A 23,458-nucleotide genomic window follows, 5' to 3' on the forward strand; every position below is an offset into this window, starting at 1 on the left:
GCTCCTTATGCCCCGGCGCGGCGAGCCGCTGCCTGAGTGATCCGGTCGAACATGACTCCGAGCAGGACGATGGCGAGTCCGGCCGCCAGTCCCTTGCCGTACAGCTGGCCCTGCGAGAACCCGGCCACGACGTCGTAGCCGAGGGCGCCCGCGCCCACCAGGCCGCCCACCACGACCATCGACAGCACGTAGATCAGGCCCTGGTTGGTGGCGAGGGTCAGGGCTCCCCGTGACATCGGCAGCTGGACCTTGGTGATGATCTGCCAGGTGTTGCACCCGGTGGACATCGCCGCCTCGACGGTGGTCCCGGGCACGGCCCGCACCCCGTCGGCGATGATCTTGATGGCGACGGGTGCCGCGTAGACGATCGCGGCGACGATCGCCGTGAACCGTGTCGCCCCGAACAGCGCGAGGAACGGCACGAGATAGACGAACGGCGGCATGACCTGGGCCGCGTCCAGGGAAGGCCTGAGCAGCCGGTCGACGAGCGCGCTGCGGCCCATCCACACCCCGAGAACGACGCCGAGCAGCATCACGAGCACGGTCGCCACCGCGGTGGACGCCAGGGTCGTCATGGCGTCCGACCACACACCGGTGCCGACGAGCAGGCCCACGCACACGGCGGTGGTGGCCCCGGCGCGCCATCCGCCCAGCACCGAGCCGAGCGCGACGAGGGCAGCGCCCACGAGCCACCACGGGGAGTCCGTCAGCAGGGTCTGGAAAGGGTTGAGGAGACCGTTGGTGAGGGCGTCCCGGAAGGCGTTGGTCAGGCCCGACAGGTTGTCCTGTGCCCAGGCGGTCACATCGGTCGCCGCCCTGGCGATGGTGCTTCCGGTGCTGCCCTCGCCGGGGAACTCGGCCGCCCACAGATACGTGTGCGACAGGTACACCAGGACCAGGGCCGCCACTCCCCCGGCCACCAGCAGGTGCCGCCGCCACTTGAGGAAGGGACTGTCCGAACCCCGGGCCGTGTCCGCGCGTCCACTCGCGGCGGTGGTGACCCGGTCCAGCACGATGGCCATGACGACGATGGCGAGTCCGGCGTTGAACGCCGTGCCGACGTCCAGTGACTGCAGCGCCTGGACGACGGTCGCTCCGAGGCCGGGCGCGTTGATCAGGGCCGCGATGGTCACCATGGCCAGGGCGGCCATGATGGTCTGGTTGACGCCCATCACCACGGTCCGCTTCGACATGGGCAGCAGGACCTTCAGCAGCGCCTGGCGCCGCGTCGCGCCCATCGAGTCCGCCGCCTCGACCGTGGTCTCGGGCACCGAGCGGATGGCGTGGGCGGTGATGCGGATCGCGGGTGGTGCCGCATAGATGGCCGTCGCGATGGTGGCGGAGGCCGGGCCGATGAGGAAGAACAGGGTCAGGGGCGCCAGGTACACGAAAGTCGGCATCGTCTGCATGAAATCCAGGAACGGCGTCACGATCCGGTTGACACGGTCGGACAGCCCGGCCCACACCCCGAGGGGAAGAGCGAACAGCAGCGCCACGAAGACCGCGGAGAGGGTCAGCGCCAGCGTGTCCATGCTCTCCTGCCAGAGCCCCTGCAGACCGAGGAAGGTGAAGCCGGCGACGGCCAGCAGCGCGACCCGCCAATTTCCCACGGCCCAGGAGACGTAGCCGACGATGCCCACCACACCGAGCCAGCCGATCTGCGGAACCGGGCGGCCCGCGGTCGGCTGCGAGATCAGCTGCTGGACGAAGGTCACCAGGGTGTCGATGACCAGGCGGATCTCGTTGAAGAAGTAGAGGAAGAGCGGGTTGGAGTTGCGGTTCGCACCGATGGAGTCGTTGACGTCGTTGAACCACCGGTGCAGGTCGGTCAGATCGGCCGCGGCCAGGGACAGGGTCTGCTTGCCGCGCAGCACGGCGAAGAGAACGAGCCAGGCGACCAGAATCGCGGCCACGACCATCGAACGGCTGACCGTGCGCGTGCGCCGGGCGGGAGCGGGCGGCTCCTCGGTCCCGGTTCTCTCCGGCCTCCGCGTCTTCTGCACGGCGACGGTCATCACGCGTCGCCTTCCTGCCCGGCGACCACCGCGAGGATCTCTTCGTCACCGACGATGCCGAGCAGCTTGCCGTTCTCGACGACCTTGACCGGCTTGTCGGCCGCGAGCACCGCCCGCGTGGCCTCCTTCACCACGACGTCCGGGCCCAGTTCGGGACCGTCGAGAAGGTCGTCCGGCTCCGCCGGGCGCATGATCCACCGCAGGGTCAGCACGTCACCCCGGGGCACGTCCCGGACGAAGTCGCGTACATAGTCGTCCGCGGGGGCGCCGACCAGCTCGTCGCCGGTGCCGCACTGGACCATCCTGCCGTCGCGCATGATGAGGATGCGGTCGCCCAGGCGCAGTGCTTCGGACAGGTCGTGGGTGATGAACACCATCGTCTTGCCGACCTCGTGGTGCAAACGGACGACCTCGTTCTGCATGTCCCGCCGGATCAGCGGGTCGAGCGCCGAGAACGGCTCGTCGAAGAGGAGGACATCGGGGTCGCCGGCCAGGGCGCGGGCGAGGCCCACGCGCTGCTGCATGCCGCCGGAGAGCTGGTCGGGGTAGGAGCTCTCGTACCCGGAGAGGCCGACGAGTTCGACGACCTCCAGCGCGCGCCTGGTGCGCTCGGCTCTGCTCATGCCGCGGATCTCCAGGCCGAAGGCCACGTTGTCGACGACCCGGCGGTGCGGCAGCAGCCCGAAGTGCTGGAAGACCATGGAGAACTTGCTGCGGCGCAGCTCGCGCAGGCGGCTCGCGTCCGCGTCGCGGATGTCCTCGCCCTCGAAGAGGATCTCGCCCGCGGTGGGTTCGATGAGCCGGGTCAGGCAGCGCACCAGGGTGGACTTGCCGGAACCGGACAGGCCCATCACGACGAACACCTCGCCGGGCGCGACGTCGAAGTGCACGTCGCGCACGGCGGCCGTGCATCCGGTGCGGTCCATCAGTTCGCGGCGGGTGAGTCCACGCAGTTCCTCGGAGCCGGGTACCTGGGCCGCCTTCGGCCCGAACACCTTCCACAGCTCGCGTACGGAGATGACCGGGGTGGGTGCCGCGTCCTGGGGGGTGCCGCGCCGCCGCGGCGCCTCGGTCGTTGCTGGGGTCATGTTCGACCTCTTTCGGCGTTCAGCCGCGGAACCAGTGCTGCGGCCGGGGTTGGATGTTCTGCCAGATGTGTTTGGGCTCCCGGTACTCGTCCAGGCCCGTCGGTCCCAGCTCCCGGCCCACGCCGGAGTGCCCGAACCCACCCCATTCCGCCTGCGGCACATAGGGGTGGTAGTCGTTGATCCACACCGTGCCGTGGCGCAGTCGGCGCGCGACCCGTTGGGCCTTGCCGGCGTCCTGCGTCCAGACGGCGCCGGCGAGTCCGTACTCGGTGTCGTTGGCGATGCGTACCGCGTCGTCCTCGTCGGTGAAGCGCTCCACGGTGAGGACGGGCCCGAAGGACTCCTCGTGTACCACGCGCATGTGCTGACCGCACGCGTCGAGCACGGTCGGCGGGTAGTAGTGGCCGTCGGCCAGGGCCGGGTCGCCCGGGCGTTCGCCGCCGCAGCGCAGGACTGCGCCCTCGGCGAGTCCGGCCGCGACGTACGCCTCGACCTTCGCCAGGTGCTGGGCGGAGATCAGCGGGCCGGTGTCGGCCTGTGGGTCGAAGGGGCCACCGAGGCGGATGTGCCGGGCGCGGCGGACCACCTCGTCGACGAACCGGTCGTGCAGCGAGTCCTCGACGATCAGCCGGGCGCCCGCCGAGCAGACCTGCCCGGAATGCAGAAAGACGGCCGTGAGCGCGAAGTCCACGGCCGTCTCGAAGTCGGCGTCGGCGAAGACGACATTGGGGTTCTTGCCGCCGAGTTCCAGGGCGACCTTCTTCACGGTCGCGGCGGCGGTGGCCATGATGCGTCTGCCGGTGTCCAGGCCGCCGGTGAAGGAGACCATGTCGACGGCGGGGTCTTGGGCGAGCGGTGCTCCCACCTCGGGTCCGGTGCCCAGTACGAGATTGGCGGCGCCGTCGGGAAGTCCGGCCTCCGCCAGGGCCCTCATCAGCAGGATCGAGGTGGAGGGGGTGAGCTCGCTGGGCTTGAGGACGATCGTGTTGCCGGCGAGGAGTGCCGGTGCGACCTTCCAACTCGCCTGTAGCAATGGGTAGTTCCAGGGGGTGATCAGTGCGCACACGCCGATCGGTTCGTAGACGACGCGGCTGACGGCGTCGTCGCGGCCGGTGTCGATCACGCGGCCGGCGTCGGTGCCGCCCAGCCCTCCGAAGTAGCGGAAGCAGGAGACGACATCGGCGATGTCGTACTCGCTCTCCACCAGCCGCTTGCCGGTGTCCAGTGATTCGGCGCGGGCGAACGCGCCGGCGTCGCGTTCGAGGATGTCGGCGGTGCGCAGCAGGAGCGCGCCGCGCTCGCGCTCGGGGGTACGTGGCCACGGCCCCTCGTCGAAGGCCCGCCGGGCCGCGGCGATGGCCGCCTCGGCGTCGGGGCGGGCTCCTTCGGAGACGGTCACGGAGAGTGTGCCGTCTGCGGGGCAGCGGATGTCCCGCCGGCCTCCGGCCACGGGATCCCGCCATTTGCCATCCACGTACAGGTCTGCCACGTCGGGGCCCTTCGAGCGAATCGCGTTGCGCATCACGCACCGCATTGCTTGTGGTGGAACACTCTGGAGAAGGCGAGAACGCACGTCAAGGGGTTGGCCGATGACGGTTTCACCAAGGAGGCACCCCATAGAACCCGACGCCGACCAGCCCGGACCACCGGATTTCCGGGCCGGTCGGCTGTCTGAGAACAGTGGGTTACGCGGATGCTTCGCGGTGCCGGTAGTACGCGGCGCCGGACGGCGGCAGCGGCTCCTTGCCGAGGATGAGGTCGGCTGCCTTCTCGGCGATCATCATCACCGGCGCGTAGATGTTGCCGTTGGTGATGTAGGGCATCACGGACGCGTCGACGACCCGCAGTCCCTCCACGCCGTGCACGCGCAGGTCGGCCGGGTTCACGACGGACATCTCGTCGGTGCCCATCTTGCAGGTGCAGGACGGATGCAGCGCGGTCTCGGCGTCCTTGGCGACCCAGGCGAGGATCTCCTCGTCACTCTCCACGGACGGGCCGGGCGAGACCTCCCCGGCGTTGAACGGCTCCAGGGCGGGCTGGTTGAGCAGCCTGCGCGCGACCCTGACGGCCTCGACCCATTCGCGGCGGTCCTGCTCGGTGGAGAGGTAGTTGAAGCGCAGCGCCGGGTGCTCGGCGGGATCCTTGCTCTTGATCTTCACCGAGCCGATGGCGTCGGAGTACATGGGTCCGACGTGCACCTGGTAGCCGTGTCCGCCGGCCGGCACGGAGCCGTCGTAGCGGACCGCGATGGGCAGGAAGTGGAACATCAGGTTGGGGTAGTCCACGTCGTCGTTGCCGCGGACGAAGCCGCCCGCCTCGAAGTGGTTGGTCGCGGCCGGTCCCGTGCGGAAGAGCCACTGCAGGCCGATGAAGGGGGCGCGCCACTTCGCGAGGTACGGCTGCATGGAGACGGGCTGCTTGCAGCCGTACTGGATGTACACCTCCAGATGGTCCTGAAGGTTCTCGCCGACGCCCGGCAGATCGTGTACGACGTCCACGCCGAGCGCCGCGAGCTCCTCGGCGTTGCCGACGCCGGAGAGCTGGAGGAGCTGCGGGGAGTTGATCGCGCCTCCGCAGAGGATGACCTCACCGGCCCGCACCCGCTGGGGCCTGCCGCGACCGCGCCGGTACTCGACGCCGACGGCCCGCTTGCCCTCGAAGAGGACGCGGGTGACCAGGGCGCGCGTGGTGACGGTGAGGTTGGGCCGCTTCCGCACGGGCTTGAGGTACGCCTTCGCGGCCGACAGACGGCGCCCGCGGTGCACATTGCGGTCGAACCTGGCGAAACCTTCCTGGCGATAGCCGTTCACATCGCTGGTCGGAGGGTGCCCCGCCTCCTCGGTGGCCTTGAGGAAGGCCTCGAAGAGCGGGTTGGTCCCCGGACCCCGTTCGAGGACGAGGGGGCCGTCGTGGCCGCGGAACTCGTCGTCCCGGTCGGCGGCCAGGCAGTTCTCCATCCGCCGGAAGTACGGCAGGCAGTGCGCGTAGTCCCAGCTCTCCATTCCGGGATCGGCCGCCCAGCGCTCGTAGTCCATGGGGTTGCCGCGCTGGAAGATCATGCCGTTGATGCTGCTGGAACCACCCAGGACCTTGCCCCGCGCGTGGTAGACGCGCCGGCCGCCCATGTGGGGCTCTGGTTCGGACTCGTACTTCCAGTCGTAGAAGCGGCTGCCGATCGGATAGGTCAGCGCCGCGGGCATGTGGATGAAGACGTCCCATGGGTAGTCGGGTCTGCCCGCCTCAAGGACCAGTACCCGGTTGCCGGGATCCGCGGAGAGCCGGTTGGCCAGTGCACAGCCGGCCGATCCACCACCGACGATGACGAAGTCGTACTGCAAGTCAGCCATGAGGCCTCGTCTCGCTCGCGCCGTAGAGAATGCGCGGCATGCTAGTACCGGTATCTCTATGCGCACCAGGTTGCGGACAACGCAACTTCAGATTTTCCGCTCCAGGCCCGTGACCTGCATCGCTGCCGGCTATGTTAATCACCCGTATAGTTGCGTTGTGAGCAACTACCATGCAGATACCGAAACGACAAGTGCGCCGACCGGTGGGGTGCAGTCGGTCGACCGGGCCATCACCGTGCTGGAGATCCTGGCCCGGCGCGGCGAGGCCGGCGTCAGCGAGGTAGCCGCCGAGATCGACGTCCACAAGTCCACCGCGTTCCGGCTGCTCGGCGCTCTGGAGGTGCGCGGCCTGGTGGAACAGGCGGGTGAGCGCGGAAAGTACCGCCTCGGTTTCGGCATCGTCCGTCTCGCCGGCGCGGTCACAGGGCGCATCGACATCACCCAGCAGAGCCGGCCGGTCTGTGAGCGTCTCGCCGAGGAGATCGGCGAGACGGTGAACCTCGCCGTGATGCAGGAGAAGTACGCGATCAACCTGTACCAGGTGCGCGGCCCGGGCGCCGTCACCGCGTTCAACTGGGTCGGCCAGCTGACGCCGCTGCACGCCACGTCCAGCGGCAAGATCCTGCTCGCCCACATGCCGGCGAAGGAGCGTGCCGCGCTGCTGTCGGACGCGGGACTGAAGAAGATGACGCCCCGCACCCTGACCGCGAAGACGAAGCTGGAGAAGAACCTAGCCGAGGCGCTGGAGCGCGGCTACTCCTGGACGCTGGAGGAATTCGAGGCGGGCCTGCACGCCATGGCCGCCCCGGTCCGCAACCGGGACGGAGAGGTCATCGCGGCGATCAGTGCCTCGGGGCCTGCGTACCGGCTCACCGAGGACCGTATGCACGACCTCGCTCCGGTGCTGGTCAAGGGCGCGGACGAGATCAGTCATCGGATGGGATACCTGGGCTGAGCCCGCCGCGCCGTCTGCGCCGGCCGCCCCGCACACCGGACTCAAGGGGTACGGGACGCCGGGAGGCGCCGCTACTGCGGCCGCCCCGCGCCCAGGCGATCCTGGACGAAGGTGTGGAACTCGCCGATGTGGTGCTCGCTGGGCACGAGGACCCCTCCCTTGGCGTACAGCCGGGAGCTCATCGCTGGCTGGCAGCGCTCGCACGCGTCGAAGTCCTGCCGGTTGACCCGGTCGAAGAGCTCCACCGACCGGCTGACGTCCTTGCCGCTCTCGACGACGTGCTTGAGGTAGAGCCAGTCGCACTCCACGATCGTGCGGTCCGCGGCGACCGGGAACATCCGGTGGAAGATCACGTGGTCGGGCACGAGGTTGATGAACACCTGCGGCCGGACGGTGATCGCGTAGTAGCGGCGGTCCTGTTCCTCGGTGACGCCCGGGATGCGGTCGAGGCCCTCCGAGCCGTCGACGGTGAAGCCTTTGACGTCCGCGCCGAACTCCGCGCCGTGTCCCACGTAGTACTGGGCGGCATAGCCATCGGCGAACTCGGGGAGCACCTCGGTGAGTTCGGGGTGGATCGTCGCGCAGTGGTAGCACTCCATGAAGTTCTCGACGATGAGCTTCCAGTTCGCCCGGACGTCGTAGACGATCCGTCTGCCGACATCGAGGTCCTCGATGCCGTAGTGCTCGATCGACTCCGTGTCGCCGAGACGCGCGACCACGTCCTGCACGACCTCGTCGAAGGGGGGTGGGTCCTCGGCGAGGCACACCCACACGTAGCCGAGCCATTCGCGCGTCGCCACGGCTGCCAGGCCGTACTCGGTGCGGCCGACATCGGGCATCTTGGTGAGGTTGGGCGCCGCGACGAGTTTGCCCGTCAGGTCGTACGTCCAGGCGTGGTAGGGACATTGGAAGGCGCGCTTGACCTCGCCGCTCTCCGCCGTGCACAGCTTGGCTCCGCGATGCCGGCAGACGTTGAAGAAGGCGCGTATGGACTGGTCGCGTGCACGGGTGAGGAGGATGCTCTCGCGGCCGACCTGGACGGTCCGGAAGGCCCCGGGGCCGGCGAGGTCGGTGGAGCGCACGGCGCAGAACCACATCGCCTCGAAGATGTTCTCCTGCTCCTGGGCGAAGAACCCGGGGTCCGTGTAGGCGGAGCCGGGCAGGGTGGCGATGAGACTTTCCGGCAGGCCGGTCGAGGTCACAGTGCACTCCTCGGAGGAACGTCATGGGTCGGGCATGCACGCGCCGGGACGAGCTGCACCGGACGTCGGCGGATCAAGGAGCAACGCCCTTCTCAGGACGTGTGGGCCGCGAGTTGCTTGCGCCAGCGCATGAACAGCCGGGGCTGGTTCATCCCGAGGACGGCGACCGGGTGCCCGGCACGCCGGTAGACGGCCAGGACGTTACGGTCGTCAGCGGCACCTTCCTCGATGGTGACGCTGTCGGCGCGCGACGCGTTGCCGGCGAACTGGATCTTCACGCCGTACTGGTCGGACCAGAAGTACGGCGGCCTCGGGACTCCCGGTTCGGACTCGCCCCAGGAGAGCAGGGCGGCCACCGCCGCGTCGGGGCGTTCCCGGGCGCCGGTCCAGTGCTCGACGCGGCGGTGGGTGCCCGCGCGCGGGTCGTACCAGGAGGCGCAGTCGCCGACCGCGACCACGCCGGCCAGGCTGGTGCGGCCGTCCGCGCCGCACTTGACGCCGTCGTCGAGTTCGACGCCGGAGCCCGCCAGCCAGTCGACGCAGGGGCGGGCCCCGACACCCACGACGACGATGTCGGCTGGGATGCTGCGGCCGTCCTCCATCAGAACGGCGTCGACGCGGGTCTCGCCGCTCAGTCCCTTGACGCCGACTCCGCACAACAGGCGTACGCCGTGGTCGGCGTGGAGGGCGGAGACGATGCTGCCCATGGTCGCGCCGAGTGGTCCGGCCAGTGGGGTGGGCGCCGCCTCGACGATGGTCACGTCGAGGCCGAGGGCGTAGGCGGTGGAGGCGACCTCGGCGCCGATGAAGCCGCCGCCGATCACGACCAGGCGTCCACCCCGGGCCAGTTCGTCCCGCAGGGCGCGGGCGTCGTCCAGGGTGCGCAGCGTGTGCACACCGGCCAGGCCGTCCATGCCGGGCAGGGTGCGGGCGGAAGCGCCGGTGGCGATGACGACGCCGTCGGCTCTCACCTCCCGGCCGTCGGTGAGCCGCACGGCGCGGGGTGTCGTGTCGAGTCCGGCGGCGCGGGCGCCGAGCAGCCACTCCGCTTGCAAATCCTCGTCGTCCGGCTCCAGCGCGAGCTCGGCTTCGCCGATGCCGCCGGCCAGGAACTCCTTGGACAGGGGCGGCCTGTCGTACGGACGGTGGAGCTCGTCGCCTATGACGACCAGCCGGCCGTCGTACCCCTGCTTTCGCAAGGAGCGCGCCGCTGACAGACCGGCCAGCGACGCGCCCACCACGGCGACCGTCCTCACGCGACGCCCCCGGCGAGCCGGGCGGCGATGCAGGGAGGCAGGTTCGGGGCTGCCGTGGACAGCCGGACGTAGATCATGCCGTCCTCGACGAAGACCTCGTGCGTGCGCACCGGGAGCTTGGCCGGCGGGGCGTCGACGGCTCCGGTCTTGAGGTTGAACTTCGAGGCGTGCAGCGGGCATTCGACTTCGCCACCCTCCAGCCAGCCGTCGGCGAGCGAGGCGTCCTGGTGGGTGCATGTGTCGTCGATGGCGAAGAGTTCGCCGTCGTCGGTGTGGAACACCGAGACCGGCGGGTCGATGTCGAGCCTGTGGGCCTCGCCTCGGGGCAGATCCACGAGACGGCACGCGGGAATCATCATGACACCTCGGTGCGTATAGCGAAACGGATTGCGGTGAACGCAACGCCAGTTTGGGGTCGCCCACAAACCCTTGTCAAGGAGTTCACGGGTCGCTCGCCGCCCCGATTTTTCGTTGCGTGATATGAAACGTCCTGCGCCATAGGAAACGCAGGTCAGGCCGGGTACCCCTCAGAACCGGGGCACCGGCGAACGCGTCGACCCGTTCTCGATACCCCAGCGGGCGGTCACGCGCACCGCGTCGGCCGTCGAGGAGACGTCGTGGACACGGACGCACCAGGCGCCCTGCACGGCGGCCAGGACCGACACGGCGGAGGTGGCCGCGTCCCGCAGGTGCGCCGGGCGGGGCCGGCCCGTCTCCGGGTCCCTCAGCAGGTGGCCGAGAAACGCCTTCCGCGCCGCGCCCACCAGAACCGGCCGGCCGAGCGCGGCGGCGACCTCGGCGAGGCGGCCGAGGAGTCGCCAATTGTGCTCGGCGTCCTTGGCGAATCCCAGTCCCGGGTCGACGATGAGACAGTCCGGCGGGATTCCGGCGTTCACGGCCGCATCGACTCTCGCCCGCAACTCGTCGACGACGTCGGTGACGACGTCGTCGTAGACGGCCTGCGCCTGCATGCCGTCGGAGTGCCCACGCCAGTGCATCACCACATAGGGCGTACCGGCCCGCGCCATCAGTGGCAGCATCGCCGGGTCGGCGAGTCCCCCGGAGACGTCGTTGACCAGGACGGCGCCGGCCTCGACGGCGCGGGCGGCGACCTCGGCCCGCATGGTGTCGACACTGACCCTCGCGCCCGCGGCGGCGAGTGCGCGGACGACCGGCAGCACGCGCCGCAGTTCCTCCTCGACCGTCGGACGCGTGGCGCCGGGGCGGGTCGACTCGCCGCCCACGTCCAGGAGGTCCGCGCCCTCCTCCAGTAGTGCGAGTCCGTGTGTGACGGCCCGTTCCGGATCGAACCACCGACCGCCGTCGGAGAACGAGTCGGGCGTGACGTTCACGATGCCCATCACCAGGGTCCGGCCCGGACGGGGAAGACCTCGCGGGAACAGGGCGGGAGTGTCCTGGGCGGCGGTGCTCATGCGGCGCGGGGCGGGTCGGCGAGGGGACGCACGGAAGTCGTCATGGACTGCTCCACCTCGTTGCATAGAGAGGAACGATGTGCGATTTGGGCAACGAGTGTGAGGACGGGCGCCCGGCACTGTCAAGGCAGGTGCGTGACCCCGGCCGCGCGACGGGGTCCGGACGCCGGCGCGACCAGCCGGGAGGCCTTCAGCTCGGTCTCGTCCCACTCCGGTCCGGGTCGGACCCCCAGGTGATACCAGTCCTGGTCGGTGCCCGCTCGGGACTTGGAGGACCGAGGGCGTTCGGCCACCCCGGCCGGTACGGCGGTGCTCGTGTCACCAGCCGCGGGCGGCCCACGCCTCCAGGTGCGGGGCTTCCGCCGCGATGGTGGTCGTGTCACCGTGTCCGGTGTGCACGACCGTCTCGCCGGGGAGCGTCAGCAGCCGGTCGCCGATCGAGGTGATGATCGTGCCGAAGTCGCTGTACGAGCGCCCCGTCGCGCCGGGCCCTCCCGCGAACAGCGTGTCGCCGCTGAACAGCGCCCCGAGGTCGGGCGCGTACAGGCACACGGCCCCGGGTGCGTGGCCTGGCGTGTGGAGGACGCGCAGCCCGATGCCCGCCACGACGAGTTCGTCGCCGTCGGCGAGGGGGCCGTCGGGGCGTCGGTTCGGATGCGCCATCTTCCACAGCACCTGGTCGTCGGGGTGCAGCAGGACGCGCGCGCCGGTGGCGAGAGCGACGTCCGGTGCGGCGCGCACATGGTCGTCGTGAGCGTGGGTGCACACGACGGCCGACACGCGGCGGTCGCCGACGGCCTCCAGGATGGCGTCGGAGTCGTGTGCCGCGTCGATGACGACCACCTCGTCGTCGTCACCGACGAGCCAGACGTTGTTGTCGACGTCCCAGGTGCCGCCGTCGAGACTGAACGTCCCGCTCGTGACGAGGCGTTCGATACGGAGTGCACCGGCCATCACAGCACCACCACGGAACGCAGCACGTCGCCGCCGTGCATCTTCTCGAAAGCCTCCTCCACATCACCGAGGCCGATGGTCTCGGAGACGAACGCGTCCAGGTCGAACCGGCCGCCCAGGTACAGGTCGATGAGGGCCGGGAAGTCGCGCGAGGGCAGGCAGTCGCCGTACCAGCTGGACTTCAGCGAGCCGCCGCGACCGAAGACGTCGAGCAGCGGCAGCTCCACCTTCATCTCCGGGGTGGGCACACCGACCAGTACGACCGTGCCGGCCAGGTCCCGCGCGTAGAAGGCCTGCCGGTACGTCTCCGGGCGGCCCACGGCCTCGACGACGACGTCCGCGCCGAACCCGCCGGTGAGTTCGCGCACCGCCTCCACCACGTCGCTCTTGGCGCCGTCGACGGTGTGGGTGGCCCCCATGGTCATGGCACGGTCCAGCTTGCGCTGGTCGATGTCGACGGCGATGACCTTGGACGCGCCGGCGAGCCGGGCGCCGGCGACGGCTGCCATGCCGACACCACCGCAGCCGATGACGGCGACGGAGTCCCCCCGCCCGACGGCACCGGTGTTGACGGCCGCGCCGAAGCCCGCCATGACACCGCATCCGAGCAGCCCGGCTGCGGCCGCCGGTGCGGCCGGGTCCACCTTGGTGCACTGTCCGGCGGCGGCCAGGGTCTTCTCCGCGAAGGCACCGATGCCGAGAGCGGGCGAGAGCGGGGTGCCGTCCAGCAGTGTCATAGGCTGCGTCGCGTTGTGGGTGGCGAAGCAGTACCAGGGCTTGCCCTTGCTGCACGCCCGGCACTGGCCGCACACGGCACGCCAGTTGAGGATGACGAAGTCCCCGGGCTCGACGCCGGTGACCCCCTCCCCCACCGCCTCGACGCGGCCGGCTGCTTCGTGGCCCAGAAGGAAGGGGAACTCGTCGTTGATCCCGCCCTCGCGGTAGTGGAGGTCGGTGTGGCAGACGCCGCACGCCTCGACCTTGACCAGCGCCTCGCCCGGACCGGGATCGGGGACGACGATCGTCTCGACGGAAACCGGGGCGCCCTTCTTCCGGGCGACGACGGCACGTACCTCGTGAGCCATGAGCTGCTCCTCAGACGGGAAACTCGCGCGGGTGCACTGATCCATGAGTTGCTTCATCAGGCACATGCACCGCTATACGCAACTGAGCATCGGGGAGGAGGACACCGGGGGTCAAGGGGTCGACCGGAACCGGACCGACTCGGCCGGATCGGCGAGGCGGCGGACGGCAGTTCCGCAGGCGCACGGCGGGCAAGGCCGCCGCCCGGGCAGCTCAGCTCGCGGACTGCGCATCCGCCATGGCCTCGGCCGACACCGAACCAGGCCCCTGCTCGGGCTCCGGTTCCGGCTCGTGGCGAGGTGCGTACAAGCCGATCACCCGTGTACTGCGATCGCAGTAGAAGGAAGTGTCTGCGAGCGGCCAACGACGAGAGACCGGAGAACTGCGAGCGTAAGAGTGGGTCGTGATCGTCGGCCCGAATCCGCGGCAGTCCCCCGGAAAGGCACATCGATGTCCCCTCTCGCTCGCTGGTGTCACAGGCACCGGCTCGCCGTCGTCCTGGCCTGGGTAGGCCTGCTGATCGCCCTGGGCGGGGCGGTCGGCGCGGCCGGCGGCAACTTCGGCAGCAGCCCGCTCTCCCAGGACACCGACTCGGCCAGGGCGACGGCTCTGCTGCAGAAGGGCGCGAGCAGCGAGGCGGGCAAAAGCGGCCGGGTCGTCTGGCAGGTGAGCGAGGGCAAGGTCACCGACGGCACAGCTGAGAAGGCGATGACCGGCACGCTCAAGGAGATCGCCGACACACCGGGCGTCGCTGCGGTGACCAGCCCCTACACGCCTGTCGGCGACGGACAGATCAGTAAGGACGGCAGGACCGCCTACGCGACGGTCGCCTTCGACCGGGACGTCTCGGACACCCGGATCGACCACGTGAAGGAACTCGCCACCGAACCGGAGACGGGCAGCCTGCACATCGCCCTCAACGGACAGGCGTTCACCGTCAACCCGGAGCCCAACGCCGTCGCCGACGCCATGGGCATCGTCCTCGCCTTCATCGTGCTGCTGTTCGTCTTCCGGGCGGTATGGGTGGCGGCGCTGCCCATCATCACGGCCGTCATGGGCGTCGGCACTTCCGCCGTCACGGTGATCCTGCTCAGCCACGTCATCACGCTCTCCGACACCACGCTGACCCTGGGTTCGCTGATCGGTCTCGGCGTGGGCATCGACTACGCCCTCTTCGTCGTCAACCGGCACCGCGCCAATCTGATGGCGGGCATGAGCGTAGCCGAGTCGGTCGCCAAGGCCCTCAACACCTCCGGCCGGGCCGTGGTGTTCGCCGGACTGACCGTGGTCGTCGCGCTGCTGGGCATGCTCACCCTGAACGTCGGCATCATCAACGGCATGGCGATCGGCGCGGCGATCACCGTCGTCCTCACCGTGCTGGCCGCCATCACCCTGCTGCCGGCGCTGCTCGGCATGATCGGGCCACGTGTCCTCAGCACGAAGGAACGCCGGGAGATGGCCGGTCAGGGGTGGCCGCGATCCTCGGGCCGGGCCGGGCTGTGGGGCCGGTGGGCCGAGCGCGTCCAGGCCCGTCCGAAGTCCCTGGGCCTGGTCGCCCTGGCCGTGCTGACCGCGCTCGCGTTCCCGACGCTCTCCCTGCGCCTGGGCGCCTCCGACGACGGCAACCTGCCCGCGTCCTCCACGAACCGACAGGCCTACGACATGATCGCGGACGGATTCGGACCGGGCTTCAACGGCCCGCTCGTCCTCGCGGTCCAGGCACCCGACACCGACGGCAGGACCGCCGCGGCGAACCTCGTCACCACTCTCGGAAAGGTCGACGGTGTCGCCGGTGTCGGTGCCGCGCCCATGAAGGAAGGTCAGACCGTCGGAGTGATATCCGTCGTCCCGACGACCTCACCACAGTCCGAGGCCACCTCCGACCTCATCCACCACCTGCGTGACGGTGTGATACCCGAGGCGGAACGCGGCACGTCGATGAAGGTCTACGTGGGTGGTGTCACCGCGAGCAACGACGACTTCGCGTCGGTCCTCATGGGCAAACTGCCGATGTTCGTGCTGGTGATCGCCGCGCTCGGCTTTCTGCTGCTGACCGTCGCCTTCCGCAGTCTGCTCATCCCGGCGGTCGGCGCGCTGCTGAACATCCTCAGCATCGGCGTGGCCTTCGGCGCGATCGTCGTCGTCTTCCAGTACGGCTTCGGAGCCGGAGCGCTCGGACTGGGTGCCGCAGGGCCGATCGAGTCGTTCGTGCCGATCCTGGTCGTCGGCATCATGTTCGGCCTGTCCATGGACTACCAGGTCTTCCTCGTCAGCCGGATGCGCGAGGAATGGGCCCACACCGGCGACAGCCGTCGTGCCGTCCGGGTCGGGCAGGCCGAGACCGGCAAGGTCATCGCCGTCGCGGCCACCATCATGGTCTGCGTCTTCGGCTCCTTCGTCTTCGGCGGCATGCGGGTCATCTCCGAGTTCGGCGTCAGCCTCGCCGTGGCCGTGGCCCTGGACGCCTTGCTGATCCGCATGGTCGTCGTCCCCGCCCTCATGCACCTGTGCGGACGGGCCAACTGGTGGCTGCCCCGCCGACTGGACAGGGCACTGCCCAACGTCTCGGTCGAGGGCCCCGCGGACGAGCCGGCGCGACCGTCCCGGGCCATCCGGGAGCCGGAGACGGCCGGCCTGGCCAACTGACCGTTTCCCCGTCGGACCAAGATCGCACACGGGCCGGCGGAGGGTGGGCACCCACTTTCCGCCGTCCCGCGCTGCCTACAGTGAGGGAATGGAACTGCCCATGGTGTGGCGACAATGGCTGGCTCGTCATGACCGGATCAGAGACGCGCTGCCCGCGGTTCCGCTGATCGTGATCGCCGCGGCGGCGACCGCCGTCGGCACGTCCGACTGGCACGAGCCGCGCTGGGACGAGGTGGTGTGGACGGCCCTGTCGTGCGTGCCGCTCGCTTTCCGCAGCCGCTGGCCCCTGGGCATCGCCCTCTTCACCGTGGCAGGTGACCTCACGCTGATGACCGTCGCCTCGCACATCGCACCGACACCGGCAGCGAGCCTGGTCGCCCTGTACACCCTCGCCGCCCTCGGCAGCCGCCGCACCGCGTGGATCGTCGGCTTCACCGCCGCTGTGGCGATCACCGGTGTCCACGCCGCCACCCACACGGAGTCCCTGCTGGGGGGAGCCAGTCTGCTGCGGTTCGACTTCGCGATCGGGGCCACCGCCCTCGGCCGCGCGGTCCTCAGCCGCCGCGAGCACCTCGCGGCGGCCAGGGAACGGGCGGAACGCGCGGAGCGCATGCAGGAGGAAGAGGCCCGGCGCCGGGTCACCGAGGAACGTGTGCGTATCGCGCGCGACCTGCACGACGTGGTCGCCCACCACATCACCCTGGTCAACGCCCAGGCGGGGGTGGCCCACCACCTCATGCGCGCCAACCCGGATCAGGCCTACGAGGCACTGGCCCACATCAAGGACAACAGCCGCGCCGCACTGGACGAACTGCGGGCCACCGTCGGTCTGCTACGTCAGCCCGACGACGCCCCCGGCACTCGGTCCCCCGTCCCGCGCCTGGCCGACCTCGATCGCCTCGTGGGCGTGTTGCAGGCGAGCGGACTCTCCGTGAACGTGGCCCGGACCGGGGATTCCTCGCCGCTGACTCCGGCTACGGAGCTGACCGCCTATCGCATCATCCAGGAGGCCCTCACCAACACCCACAAGCACGCGTCCGCCACCCGGACCGACGTCGTCCTCGACTACGGCGCGCACTCACTACGGGTCACCGTGACGGACGACGGACGCCCCGGCGCGCCCCAGGGGGCGGGCACCGGCCACGGTCTGATCGGCATGCGCGAACGGGCCATCGCCATCGGCGGTACGGTGACCGCCGGGCCCCGGCCCGAAGGCGGCTTCCAAGTCGTCGCCGACCTGCCGCTCTCGCTCGCCCGCCACACCGTCTGATGTCCTGTGAGGAAGACTCGCCCATGTCCATTCGCGTCCTGCTCGCCGACGACCAGGCCCTTCTCCGGGGCACGTTCCGGCTGCTCATCGACGCGCAGCCGGACATGGAGGTCGTCGCCGAGGCGTCCAACGGGCGGGAGGCGGCGCACCTCGCCCGGTCCGAGCGGGCCGATGTCGTGGTCATGGACATCCGGATGCCCGAGGTCGACGGCATCGAGGCGACCCGGCTCATCGCCCAGGACGAGGACATGGCCGGGGTCAAAGTCCTCGTCCTGACCACCTTCGAAGAGGACGACCTGGTCATCGCGGCCCTCCGGGCCGGTGCCAGCGGCTTCCTGGGCAAGGGGGTCGAACCGGCGCAACTGCTCGACGCCGTCCGCCTGGTGGCTGCCGGAGAGGCCCTGCTCTCTCCGGCAGCCACCAAGGGTCTCATCACCCGTGTCCTTGCCCACCCCTCCCCCGGTGACCTGGTCGACCCGCAACGACTGGCCACGCTCACCCCACGGGAGCGCGAGGTGCTGACCCTGGTGGGCAGCGGCCTGGCCAACGACGAGATCGCCGAGCGCCTCTTCGTCACCCCGGTCACCGTCAAGACGCACGCCAATCGGGCCATGGCGAAACTCGACGCCCGCGACCGCGCCCAGCTGGTCGTCATCGCCTACGAGTCCGGCTTGATACGCGCGGGAGTACGACAGGCCTGAGGTGAGGGCCGGGCGCGGTCGACGGTCGGGCTGTCGGCACGCGCCGCCGGCCTCATCGATGGTCTGGGCAGAGCGCAGGAGCTCGAGGTGGAGCGGCTTCCCAGGGACTCGGGGAGCTCCCGTACCGCAGGGCCGCCCGGCCGCCAGGCCGTGCCGGGGCCAGGCCCCAGGGGACTTGCCGGGGCCACTTTCACCCCGCCGCCCTCCCCGGCTGCGTCAGCGTCACCCCAGAGGGCAGGCACCTCACGGGTCACCGTTCGTCCCCATGGAACAGGGCGGGACAGACCTGGGGATCCGGTCGTGCCCCGCCCTGGGCTCACCGCGTCAGGGTCAGGCGATCTTCACCAGCTTCCACTGCTGGTTGGTGCCGCCGGTGGTGGGCCACTGGATGATGGCTGCGCCGTCGGCGGTGGAGTTCGCCGAGATGGCGACGTCGTAGGCGTTCAAGCGTGACTCGATGGTGAAGCTGCCGTTGTCGGACGGAGCGATCTGCCACTGCTGGTTCGGCTGGCCGGTGGGTGTCCACAGCTGGAGCTGAGTGTCGGGCGTGGTGGTGGCGAAGGGGATGTCCAGCGCCCTGTTGCTGGCGACACCCGTGATGCTGTAGTAGCCCGCGCTGTTGCGGGCCAGCTTCCACTGCTGGTTGGTGCTTCCGGTGTCGGTCCACTGGATGATGGGCGTGCCGTTGGCGGTACCGCCTCCGGAGGCGTCCAGAGCCTTGCCGCTCCTGACACTGACGATCTTGTAGGTGCCGGAGAGGTCGGGGACCGTTCCGGGGGTGATGGACAGGTTGGAGTACTGGACGGGGTAGTACCCGGCGGTGCCGAGGCCGGCCAGGCCGCCGCTGAAGCTGTTGTCGGTGACCGTGCCGACCGTGTTGCCGTCGATTTTCGCGGTCACGGTGGATCCCTGGAAGCCGAGGGACAGCTTGTGCCAGGTGTTCGTTCCTGGGGCGGACACGGTGCCGTTGGCCAGGGTGGTCCAGACCCAGTCGTTGTTCGACGTGTTCGACCTCAGCAGCGACCAGGCACCGGTGTCGGACAGGCGCAGGTGGTAGGCGTTCAGACCGCCGTTGTTACGGCCCTGGGTGCCGACCCGGCCGAGGATCTCGGCAGCACTGCCGCTCTTCTCCAGCAGCACGTCCGAACTGACCGTGTAGTTGCTCCAGCCCAGCTCGCCCATGATCGTGTAGGGCTGGGTGCTGTTCTCATGGGTCCACCTGAGCGGCTGGACCGGTGCCATCTGGCGCAGGCACTGGCCGCTGCGGCCGCCGGCGCAGGAGGCCGACTCGAAGGCGCCGTTCATGGTGGCGAAGTACCTGGCTTCGTGTCCGGCGCCGTAGCCGGCGAAGGTGTCGGAGTACGGCAGCGCGAGCTGGCTGCGCTGGGGGGAGGTGACGGTGCCGGGGGCCTGCCCGCTGGTGGTGGTCACCGTGTAGACACGGCCGGGCTGCATGGTGAGCGTGTACGTCCCGCTGCTCGCCGTCAGGTCGGAACCGCGCACCATGCTCGGCGTGTCCTTGCCGGGCTGCGACAGGTCGGTGGACCACACCCGCAGGGTGCCGCCGGGAAGTCCGCCCGCCACCTTGAGGTCGACCGTCTGCGCCTCGGTGGCCTGCGTCGTCTCCAGGACGGTGCTCCAGGCGCTTTTGTCGGGCGCGGCGTAGCTCACGTAACTGCCGTTGGCCCGGTTTCCCCCGAGGTAGCCGCCCGCGGTGTCGAGGTACTTCCAGCCGGGCGAGGTGAACTGGGTCGTCTGCGCGATGGTCCAGGCGGTGCGGCCCACCCGGTAGTTGCCGGACCACGGCTGGTTGGCATTGATCAGACCGACGGTCTCGAAGTCGAGGTTCTGGTAGATGGACGCGACAATGGGCCAGTTGATGTAGGCGGTGGTCTTGGCGTCGAGGTAGCCGCGGTTGATGGCGCGGGCCACCGGGGCAGCACCGGTCTCGGCATCCTGCGAGCCGTTCTCACTGGCCCAGATCGGCTTTCCGAGTGTCTGGGCGTCGGAGGTGGACGTGCAGGTCGTCATCGCGGAGATGCCATCGCAGATGTAGTGGCCGCCGGCGATGTCGGCAGCGTTGTACAGGGCGCTGTTGTTCTTCATGTCGGTGGCGATGTCCCAGGCGTTGGCTCCGAAGTGGTCGCCGCCGACCAGCTTGACCGCGGAGTAGCCGTTCGCCCGCAGGGCCGACTTCAGGTTTACGTACCAGCTGGCGTTGTAGTCCTTCTCGTTCCAGCCGCCCACGTAGTCGACCGTCACACCGTGCTGCTTGGCGCAGCCCAGCCAGGACAGGTAGTAGTCGATCATGTCCTGGGAGTAGAAGTTGCCGTTGCCGATCCAGCCGGGCGCACCCCAGGGCATGCCGAGGATCTTGATGCCGGGGTTGCGGGCCTTCGCCTGCTCCATCAGCCACCATTCGTATCCGGCATCGCAGTCGACGGTGCCCTTGGTGTGCTGGTGGCTGGCCTCCGCGCCGTCGGTGGAGTTGGTGTCACCGCCCATCTCCACCTTGAGGATCTGGAGGTTGGCGCCGAAGCCCGGCTTGAACAGGTAGTCGAGGACCTGGCCGCGCTGGGTGGCCGGGTAGTCGTAGAGCAGGCGGGTGTTGCCGCCACCGCCGCTGATCGCCCCGACGCCGTCGAAGGTACGGCCGCCGCTGGTGCCGTCCACGGTGATCGCGGTGCTGGTCGCGGCGTACGCGGGCGACGGCGCTCGCCCGGTGAGCAGGGTGAGGGTGAGGAAGAGGGCGGCAACGGCCGCCACCCGTCTGATGTGTGGGTGTGGCAGACGCAGGATGTCGGGCAAGGGTCGGTCCTCCTAGGGGGCGTTGCTTCCGTGCTGCGGCTTCGGCACGTACGAGGTGGGAGGGGTGAGGGGAATGCGAAGTGCCGGACGCGTGTGGGCCCCGCGTGACGTCGCCCGCCGCGGTCAGTGCTGTGGTGGCCGGGGCGCTGCCAGGGATCTCAGGTGAGTGTCCACTTCTGGTTGGCCCCTCCGGTGCAGGTCCACAGGATCGGCTTGGTGCCGTAGTCGGTCGCCGCGCCCGAGGCGTCCAGGCACAGGCCGGAGAGGTCGTTGGTGATGGTGCCGTTCGGGTTGACGGTCCACTTCTGGTTGGTGCCGCTAGTGCAGTCCCAGATGATGACCCTGGTGCCGTTGGCGGTGCCTGCGTTGTCGGCATCGAGGCACTTGTTGCCGTACACCACCAGCTCGCCCCGCGGCGTCTGCCGGAAGGTCTGGTTGCGGCCCCCGGAGCAGTCCCACAACTGTGCCTGGGTGGCGTTGAGGTAGGTGCTCTTCTCGATGGCGACGCAGCGGCCCGAGGCGGGGCCGACGAGGGCGGTGCCGTCGGTGCCGGGGATGCCCTGGACGCGCAGGGCGTCGATGTCGGGTGCGGTGCCGCCGGAGACCGCGGCGAACTTCACCGTGTTGCCTCCCTTGGCCAGGTGTGCGAGTACGGACACGGTCCGGTAGGTGGTGGCCGAACCGGTCGGCGGGAAGGAAACGACGTAGGGGTACTGGCCGTTGACCTGGACGGTGGCTTTGCGTGCGGTGGCGGCGCCGTTGGCGTAGGTGACATCCACCAGTTCGGTGCGGTGGGCGGTGACGCGCCTGGTCCGTCGTCGTGCGGCGCTGCGGGGCATGCGGCTCCCCAGAGGGAGGGAAACGGTTGGGGCTTGCGAGCTACTTCATTCCCGTGGTGGCGATTCCCTTGACGAGGTAGCGCTGGCCGACCAGGAAGACGATGAAGACCGGGATCAGCGTGACGACGGACATCGCGAACAGCGATCCCCATGACGCTCCGCTGGTGGCGTCCACGTAATTGCGCAGGGCCACGGGCGCCGTCTGCAGTTCGGGCTTGGTCAGGTAGATCAGCTGGCTCAGGAAGTCGTTCCACGTCCAGATGAAGGTGAAGATGGCGGTGGTGGCCAGGGCGGGCAGCGAGATCGGCAGCAGGATGCGGAAGTAGATGCGCCAGTACCCCGCTCCGTCGATCTTGGCCGCCTCGTCGAGCTCGGTGGGGAGTCCCCGGAAGAATTGGACCATCAGGAAGATGAAGAAGGCATCCGTGGCCAGGAACTTGGGCACGATCAGCGGGAGGAACGTGTTGACCCACTCGATCTTCGAGAACATCACGTATTGCGGAATGACGAGTACGTAGATCGGCACCATCAAGGTCAGCAGCATCATGCCGAAGAAGAGCCCCCTCCCGCGGAACTTCAGCCGCGCGAAGGCGTAGGCCGCCATGGAGCAGCTGACCAGGTTGCCGAGCAGTGCACCCAGGACGACGATCGCCGAGTTCACCAGGTACAGCCCGAACGGGTGGGACAGCGCGGTCCAGCCGTCGGAGTAGTGGCCGAAGTCGGTGTCGGTGGGCAGCAGGGAGGGATCGCGGAAAATCAGGGCGTCGGGTTTGACGGAGCTGGCGATCATCCACAGCAGCGGGTAGACCATCACGAGCCCGAAGGCGATCAGCACGGCGTGCTTGAGGAGCGCGCGTGCGCGAGCCACCCGCCTGCGGCGGTGTGCGGCAGGAGGAGCGGGAGCAGGCGAAGGGATGTCTTCGGCCTTCATGAGTGTCATCTCACTTACCGTCACCGTAGAACACCCATCTCTTGCTGAAGTAGAAGTTGATCGCGGTCAGAGCGCCGACGATCACCACGAGCAGCCATGCCATGGCCGAGGCGTAGCCCATGTGGAGCCGGCCGAAGCCCTCGTCGTAGAGGTACAGCGAGTAGAAAAGGGTCGAGTCCGAGGGGCCACCCGTCCCGCCGCTGACGACGAAGGCCTGGGTGAAGGACTGGAAGGAGCTGATGACCTGCAGCACCAGGTTGAAGAAGATGATCGGGGTGAGCAGCGGCACGGTGACGTGGCGGAACCGGTGCCAGCGGCCGGCGCCGTCGAGAGCGGCCGCTTCGTAGTACTGCTCGGGGATCTGCCGCAGGCCGGCCAGGAATATCACCATGGAGGAGCCGAAGGTCCACACGTGCAGGACGACGAGGCTGTACAGCGCGGTGTCCGGGTTGGAGATCCAGCCGGGGCCGTGGACGCCGAACAGTCCGAGGAACTTGTTCACCAGGCCGTCGGTGCCGAAGACCTGGCGCCACAGGATGCCCACCGCGACCGAGGCACCGAGGAGCGAGGGCAGGTAGTAGACGGACCGGTAGAACGCCAGCCCCTTGATTCCGCGGTTGAGGACCATCGCCAGGGCGAGGGCGACGGCCAGCAGCAACGGCACGCTGAGGGCGACGTAGACGAAGGTCACGGTCAGGGACTGGCGCAGCCGGGGATCGTCGAGCATCTTGCTGTAGTTCTCGAAGCCCACCCATTGGGGAGAGCTCAGCAGGTTGTAGTCCGTCATCGAGAAGTACAGCGAGGCGATCATCGGGCCGAGCGTGACGCCGGCCATGCCGACGAACCACGGCAGCAGGAAGACCCATGCGGTTCGTTCTTCTTTTCTGGCCGCCTGGCTGAGGGATCTGCGGAGCACAGTCATCGTCCTCG

Annotated in this window: 18 protein-coding genes; 4 read left to right on the forward strand and 14 right to left on the reverse strand. The window is 69.3% G+C overall.

The genetic code is table 11. The features are described 5' to 3' along the window. Positions 1 to 5 precede the first annotated feature (5 nt). From ABTX60_RS27590 to betA, 4 genes are all read right to left on the reverse strand, one after another. Positions 6 to 2,015, reverse strand: a complete 2,010-nt coding sequence (locus tag ABTX60_RS27590; protein WP_352099709.1) for an ABC transporter permease — start codon at positions 2,013 to 2,015, stop codon at positions 6 to 8. Continuing rightward, positions 2,015 to 3,103: a quaternary amine ABC transporter ATP-binding protein gene (locus ABTX60_RS27595; RefSeq protein ID WP_352099710.1), complete on the reverse strand. Its 1,089-nt coding sequence runs from the start codon at positions 3,101 to 3,103 to the stop codon at positions 2,015 to 2,017. Before ABTX60_RS27595 ends, ABTX60_RS27590 begins: the two co-directional genes overlap by 1 nt. Before the next feature lie 19 nt (positions 3,104 to 3,122). Then, positions 3,123 to 4,592 carry an aldehyde dehydrogenase family protein gene (locus ABTX60_RS27600; RefSeq protein WP_352099739.1) on the reverse strand — a complete coding sequence of 490 codons (1,470 nt, stop codon included), beginning with the start codon at positions 4,590 to 4,592 and terminating at the stop codon, positions 3,123 to 3,125. A 196-nt stretch (positions 4,593 to 4,788) separates the two neighbouring features. Then, positions 4,789 to 6,450: a choline dehydrogenase gene (betA, locus tag ABTX60_RS27605; protein ID WP_352099711.1), complete on the reverse strand. Its 1,662-nt coding sequence runs from the start codon at positions 6,448 to 6,450 to the stop codon at positions 4,789 to 4,791. 208 nt (positions 6,451 to 6,658) lie between these two features. On the opposite strand from betA, the gene ABTX60_RS27610 reads away from it, so the two are divergent. Continuing rightward, positions 6,659 to 7,405 (forward strand): IclR family transcriptional regulator, encoded by a 747-nt coding sequence (locus ABTX60_RS27610; protein WP_107457790.1) that lies wholly within the window; start codon positions 6,659 to 6,661, stop codon positions 7,403 to 7,405. A gap of 71 nt (positions 7,406 to 7,476) precedes the next feature. Here the strand turns inward: ABTX60_RS27610 and ABTX60_RS27615 are convergent, their stop codons facing one another. From ABTX60_RS27615 to ABTX60_RS27640, 6 genes are all read right to left on the reverse strand, one after another. After that, a complete protein-coding gene (locus ABTX60_RS27615; protein ID WP_352099712.1) occupies positions 7,477 to 8,607 on the reverse strand; it encodes an aromatic ring-hydroxylating oxygenase subunit alpha in 1,131 nt (376 codons plus the stop codon). 92 nt (positions 8,608 to 8,699) lie between these two features. Then, positions 8,700 to 9,863 carry an NAD(P)/FAD-dependent oxidoreductase gene (locus tag ABTX60_RS27620; RefSeq protein ID WP_352099713.1) on the reverse strand — a complete coding sequence of 388 codons (1,164 nt, stop codon included), beginning with the start codon at positions 9,861 to 9,863 and terminating at the stop codon, positions 8,700 to 8,702. Then, positions 9,860 to 10,222 carry a bifunctional 3-phenylpropionate/cinnamic acid dioxygenase ferredoxin subunit gene (locus ABTX60_RS27625; RefSeq protein ID WP_352099714.1) on the reverse strand — a complete coding sequence of 121 codons (363 nt, stop codon included), beginning with the start codon at positions 10,220 to 10,222 and terminating at the stop codon, positions 9,860 to 9,862. The genes ABTX60_RS27620 and ABTX60_RS27625 overlap by 4 nt, the downstream gene beginning before the upstream one ends. 168 nt (positions 10,223 to 10,390) lie before the next feature. Next, the gene (folP, locus tag ABTX60_RS27630; protein WP_502992407.1) at positions 10,391 to 11,296 is read right to left on the reverse strand and encodes a dihydropteroate synthase; all 906 of its coding nucleotides are present in this window, start codon (positions 11,294 to 11,296) and stop codon (positions 10,391 to 10,393) included. 318 nt (positions 11,297 to 11,614) lie between these two features. Beyond that, on the reverse strand, positions 11,615 to 12,250 hold the full coding sequence (locus ABTX60_RS27635; RefSeq protein ID WP_352099715.1) for an MBL fold metallo-hydrolase: 636 nt from the start codon (positions 12,248 to 12,250) through the stop codon (positions 11,615 to 11,617). After that, positions 12,250 to 13,335 (reverse strand): S-(hydroxymethyl)mycothiol dehydrogenase, encoded by a 1,086-nt coding sequence (locus ABTX60_RS27640; RefSeq protein ID WP_352099716.1) that lies wholly within the window; start codon positions 13,333 to 13,335, stop codon positions 12,250 to 12,252. Before ABTX60_RS27640 ends, ABTX60_RS27635 begins: the two co-directional genes overlap by 1 nt. Before the next feature lie 448 nt (positions 13,336 to 13,783). Between ABTX60_RS27640 and ABTX60_RS27645 the strand changes: the two genes are divergently transcribed. From ABTX60_RS27645 to ABTX60_RS27655, 3 genes are all read left to right on the forward strand, one after another. After that, positions 13,784 to 15,979: an MMPL family transporter gene (locus ABTX60_RS27645; protein ID WP_352099717.1), complete on the forward strand. Its 2,196-nt coding sequence runs from the start codon at positions 13,784 to 13,786 to the stop codon at positions 15,977 to 15,979. 88 nt (positions 15,980 to 16,067) lie between these two features. Beyond that, a complete protein-coding gene (locus ABTX60_RS27650) occupies positions 16,068 to 17,249 on the forward strand; it encodes a sensor histidine kinase (RefSeq protein ID WP_352099718.1) in 1,182 nt (393 codons plus the stop codon). 23 nt (positions 17,250 to 17,272) lie between these two features. After that, a complete protein-coding gene (locus ABTX60_RS27655) occupies positions 17,273 to 17,950 on the forward strand; it encodes a response regulator transcription factor (RefSeq protein ID WP_352099719.1) in 678 nt (225 codons plus the stop codon). A gap of 330 nt (positions 17,951 to 18,280) precedes the next feature. On the opposite strand, the gene ABTX60_RS27660 is transcribed toward ABTX60_RS27655, so the two are convergent. The 4 genes from ABTX60_RS27660 to ABTX60_RS27675 all read right to left on the reverse strand — a co-directional run bounded on the left by ABTX60_RS27660 (position 18,281) and on the right by ABTX60_RS27675 (position 23,450). Next, on the reverse strand, positions 18,281 to 20,716 hold the full coding sequence (locus ABTX60_RS27660) for an RICIN domain-containing protein (RefSeq protein WP_352099720.1): 2,436 nt from the start codon (positions 20,714 to 20,716) through the stop codon (positions 18,281 to 18,283). Between the two features lie 200 nt (positions 20,717 to 20,916). Beyond that, positions 20,917 to 21,597: a ricin-type beta-trefoil lectin domain protein gene (locus ABTX60_RS27665; protein ID WP_352099721.1), complete on the reverse strand. Its 681-nt coding sequence runs from the start codon at positions 21,595 to 21,597 to the stop codon at positions 20,917 to 20,919. A 40-nt stretch (positions 21,598 to 21,637) separates the two neighbouring features. Next, entirely contained in the window at positions 21,638 to 22,537 is a 900-nt protein-coding gene (locus tag ABTX60_RS27670; RefSeq protein ID WP_352099722.1) for a carbohydrate ABC transporter permease, read from the reverse strand. A 1-nt stretch (position 22,538) separates the two neighbouring features. Further along, on the reverse strand, positions 22,539 to 23,450 hold the full coding sequence (locus tag ABTX60_RS27675) for a carbohydrate ABC transporter permease (RefSeq protein WP_352099723.1): 912 nt from the start codon (positions 23,448 to 23,450) through the stop codon (positions 22,539 to 22,541). Positions 23,451 to 23,458 lie beyond the last annotated feature (8 nt).

Source organism: Streptomyces sp. NPDC126510 (genome assembly GCF_040302345.1).
Taxonomy (GTDB): Bacteria; Actinomycetota; Actinomycetes; order Streptomycetales; family Streptomycetaceae; genus Streptomyces.

Bases quoted from the DNA above. Each gene is read 5' to 3' on its own strand.
- ABTX60_RS27590 (WP_352099709.1), bottom strand. From the start codon at position 2,015: ATGACCGTCGCCGTGCAGAAGACGCGGAGGCCGGAGAGAACCGGGACC.
- ABTX60_RS27595 (WP_352099710.1), bottom strand. From the start codon at position 3,103: ATGACCCCAGCAACGACCGAGGCGCCGCGGCGGCGCGGCACCCCCCAG.
- betA (WP_352099711.1), bottom strand. From the start codon at position 6,450: ATGGCTGACTTGCAGTACGACTTCGTCATCGTCGGTGGTGGATCGGCC.
- ABTX60_RS27625 (WP_352099714.1), bottom strand. From the start codon at position 10,222: ATGATGATTCCCGCGTGCCGTCTCGTGGATCTGCCCCGAGGCGAGGCC.
- folP (WP_502992407.1), bottom strand. From the start codon at position 11,296: ATGAGCACCGCCGCCCAGGACACTCCCGCCCTGTTCCCGCGAGGTCTT.
- ABTX60_RS27635 (WP_352099715.1), bottom strand. From the start codon at position 12,250: ATGGCCGGTGCACTCCGTATCGAACGCCTCGTCACGAGCGGGACGTTC.
- ABTX60_RS27640 (WP_352099716.1), bottom strand. From the start codon at position 13,335: ATGGCTCACGAGGTACGTGCCGTCGTCGCCCGGAAGAAGGGCGCCCCG.
- ABTX60_RS27645 (WP_352099717.1), top strand. From the start codon at position 13,784: ATGTCCCCTCTCGCTCGCTGGTGTCACAGGCACCGGCTCGCCGTCGTC.
- ABTX60_RS27650 (WP_352099718.1), top strand. From the start codon at position 16,068: ATGGAACTGCCCATGGTGTGGCGACAATGGCTGGCTCGTCATGACCGG.
- ABTX60_RS27655 (WP_352099719.1), top strand. From the start codon at position 17,273: ATGTCCATTCGCGTCCTGCTCGCCGACGACCAGGCCCTTCTCCGGGGC.
- ABTX60_RS27665 (WP_352099721.1), bottom strand. From the start codon at position 21,597: ATGCCCCGCAGCGCCGCACGACGACGGACCAGGCGCGTCACCGCCCAC.
- ABTX60_RS27670 (WP_352099722.1), bottom strand. From the start codon at position 22,537: ATGACACTCATGAAGGCCGAAGACATCCCTTCGCCTGCTCCCGCTCCT.
- ABTX60_RS27675 (WP_352099723.1), bottom strand. From the start codon at position 23,450: ATGACTGTGCTCCGCAGATCCCTCAGCCAGGCGGCCAGAAAAGAAGAA.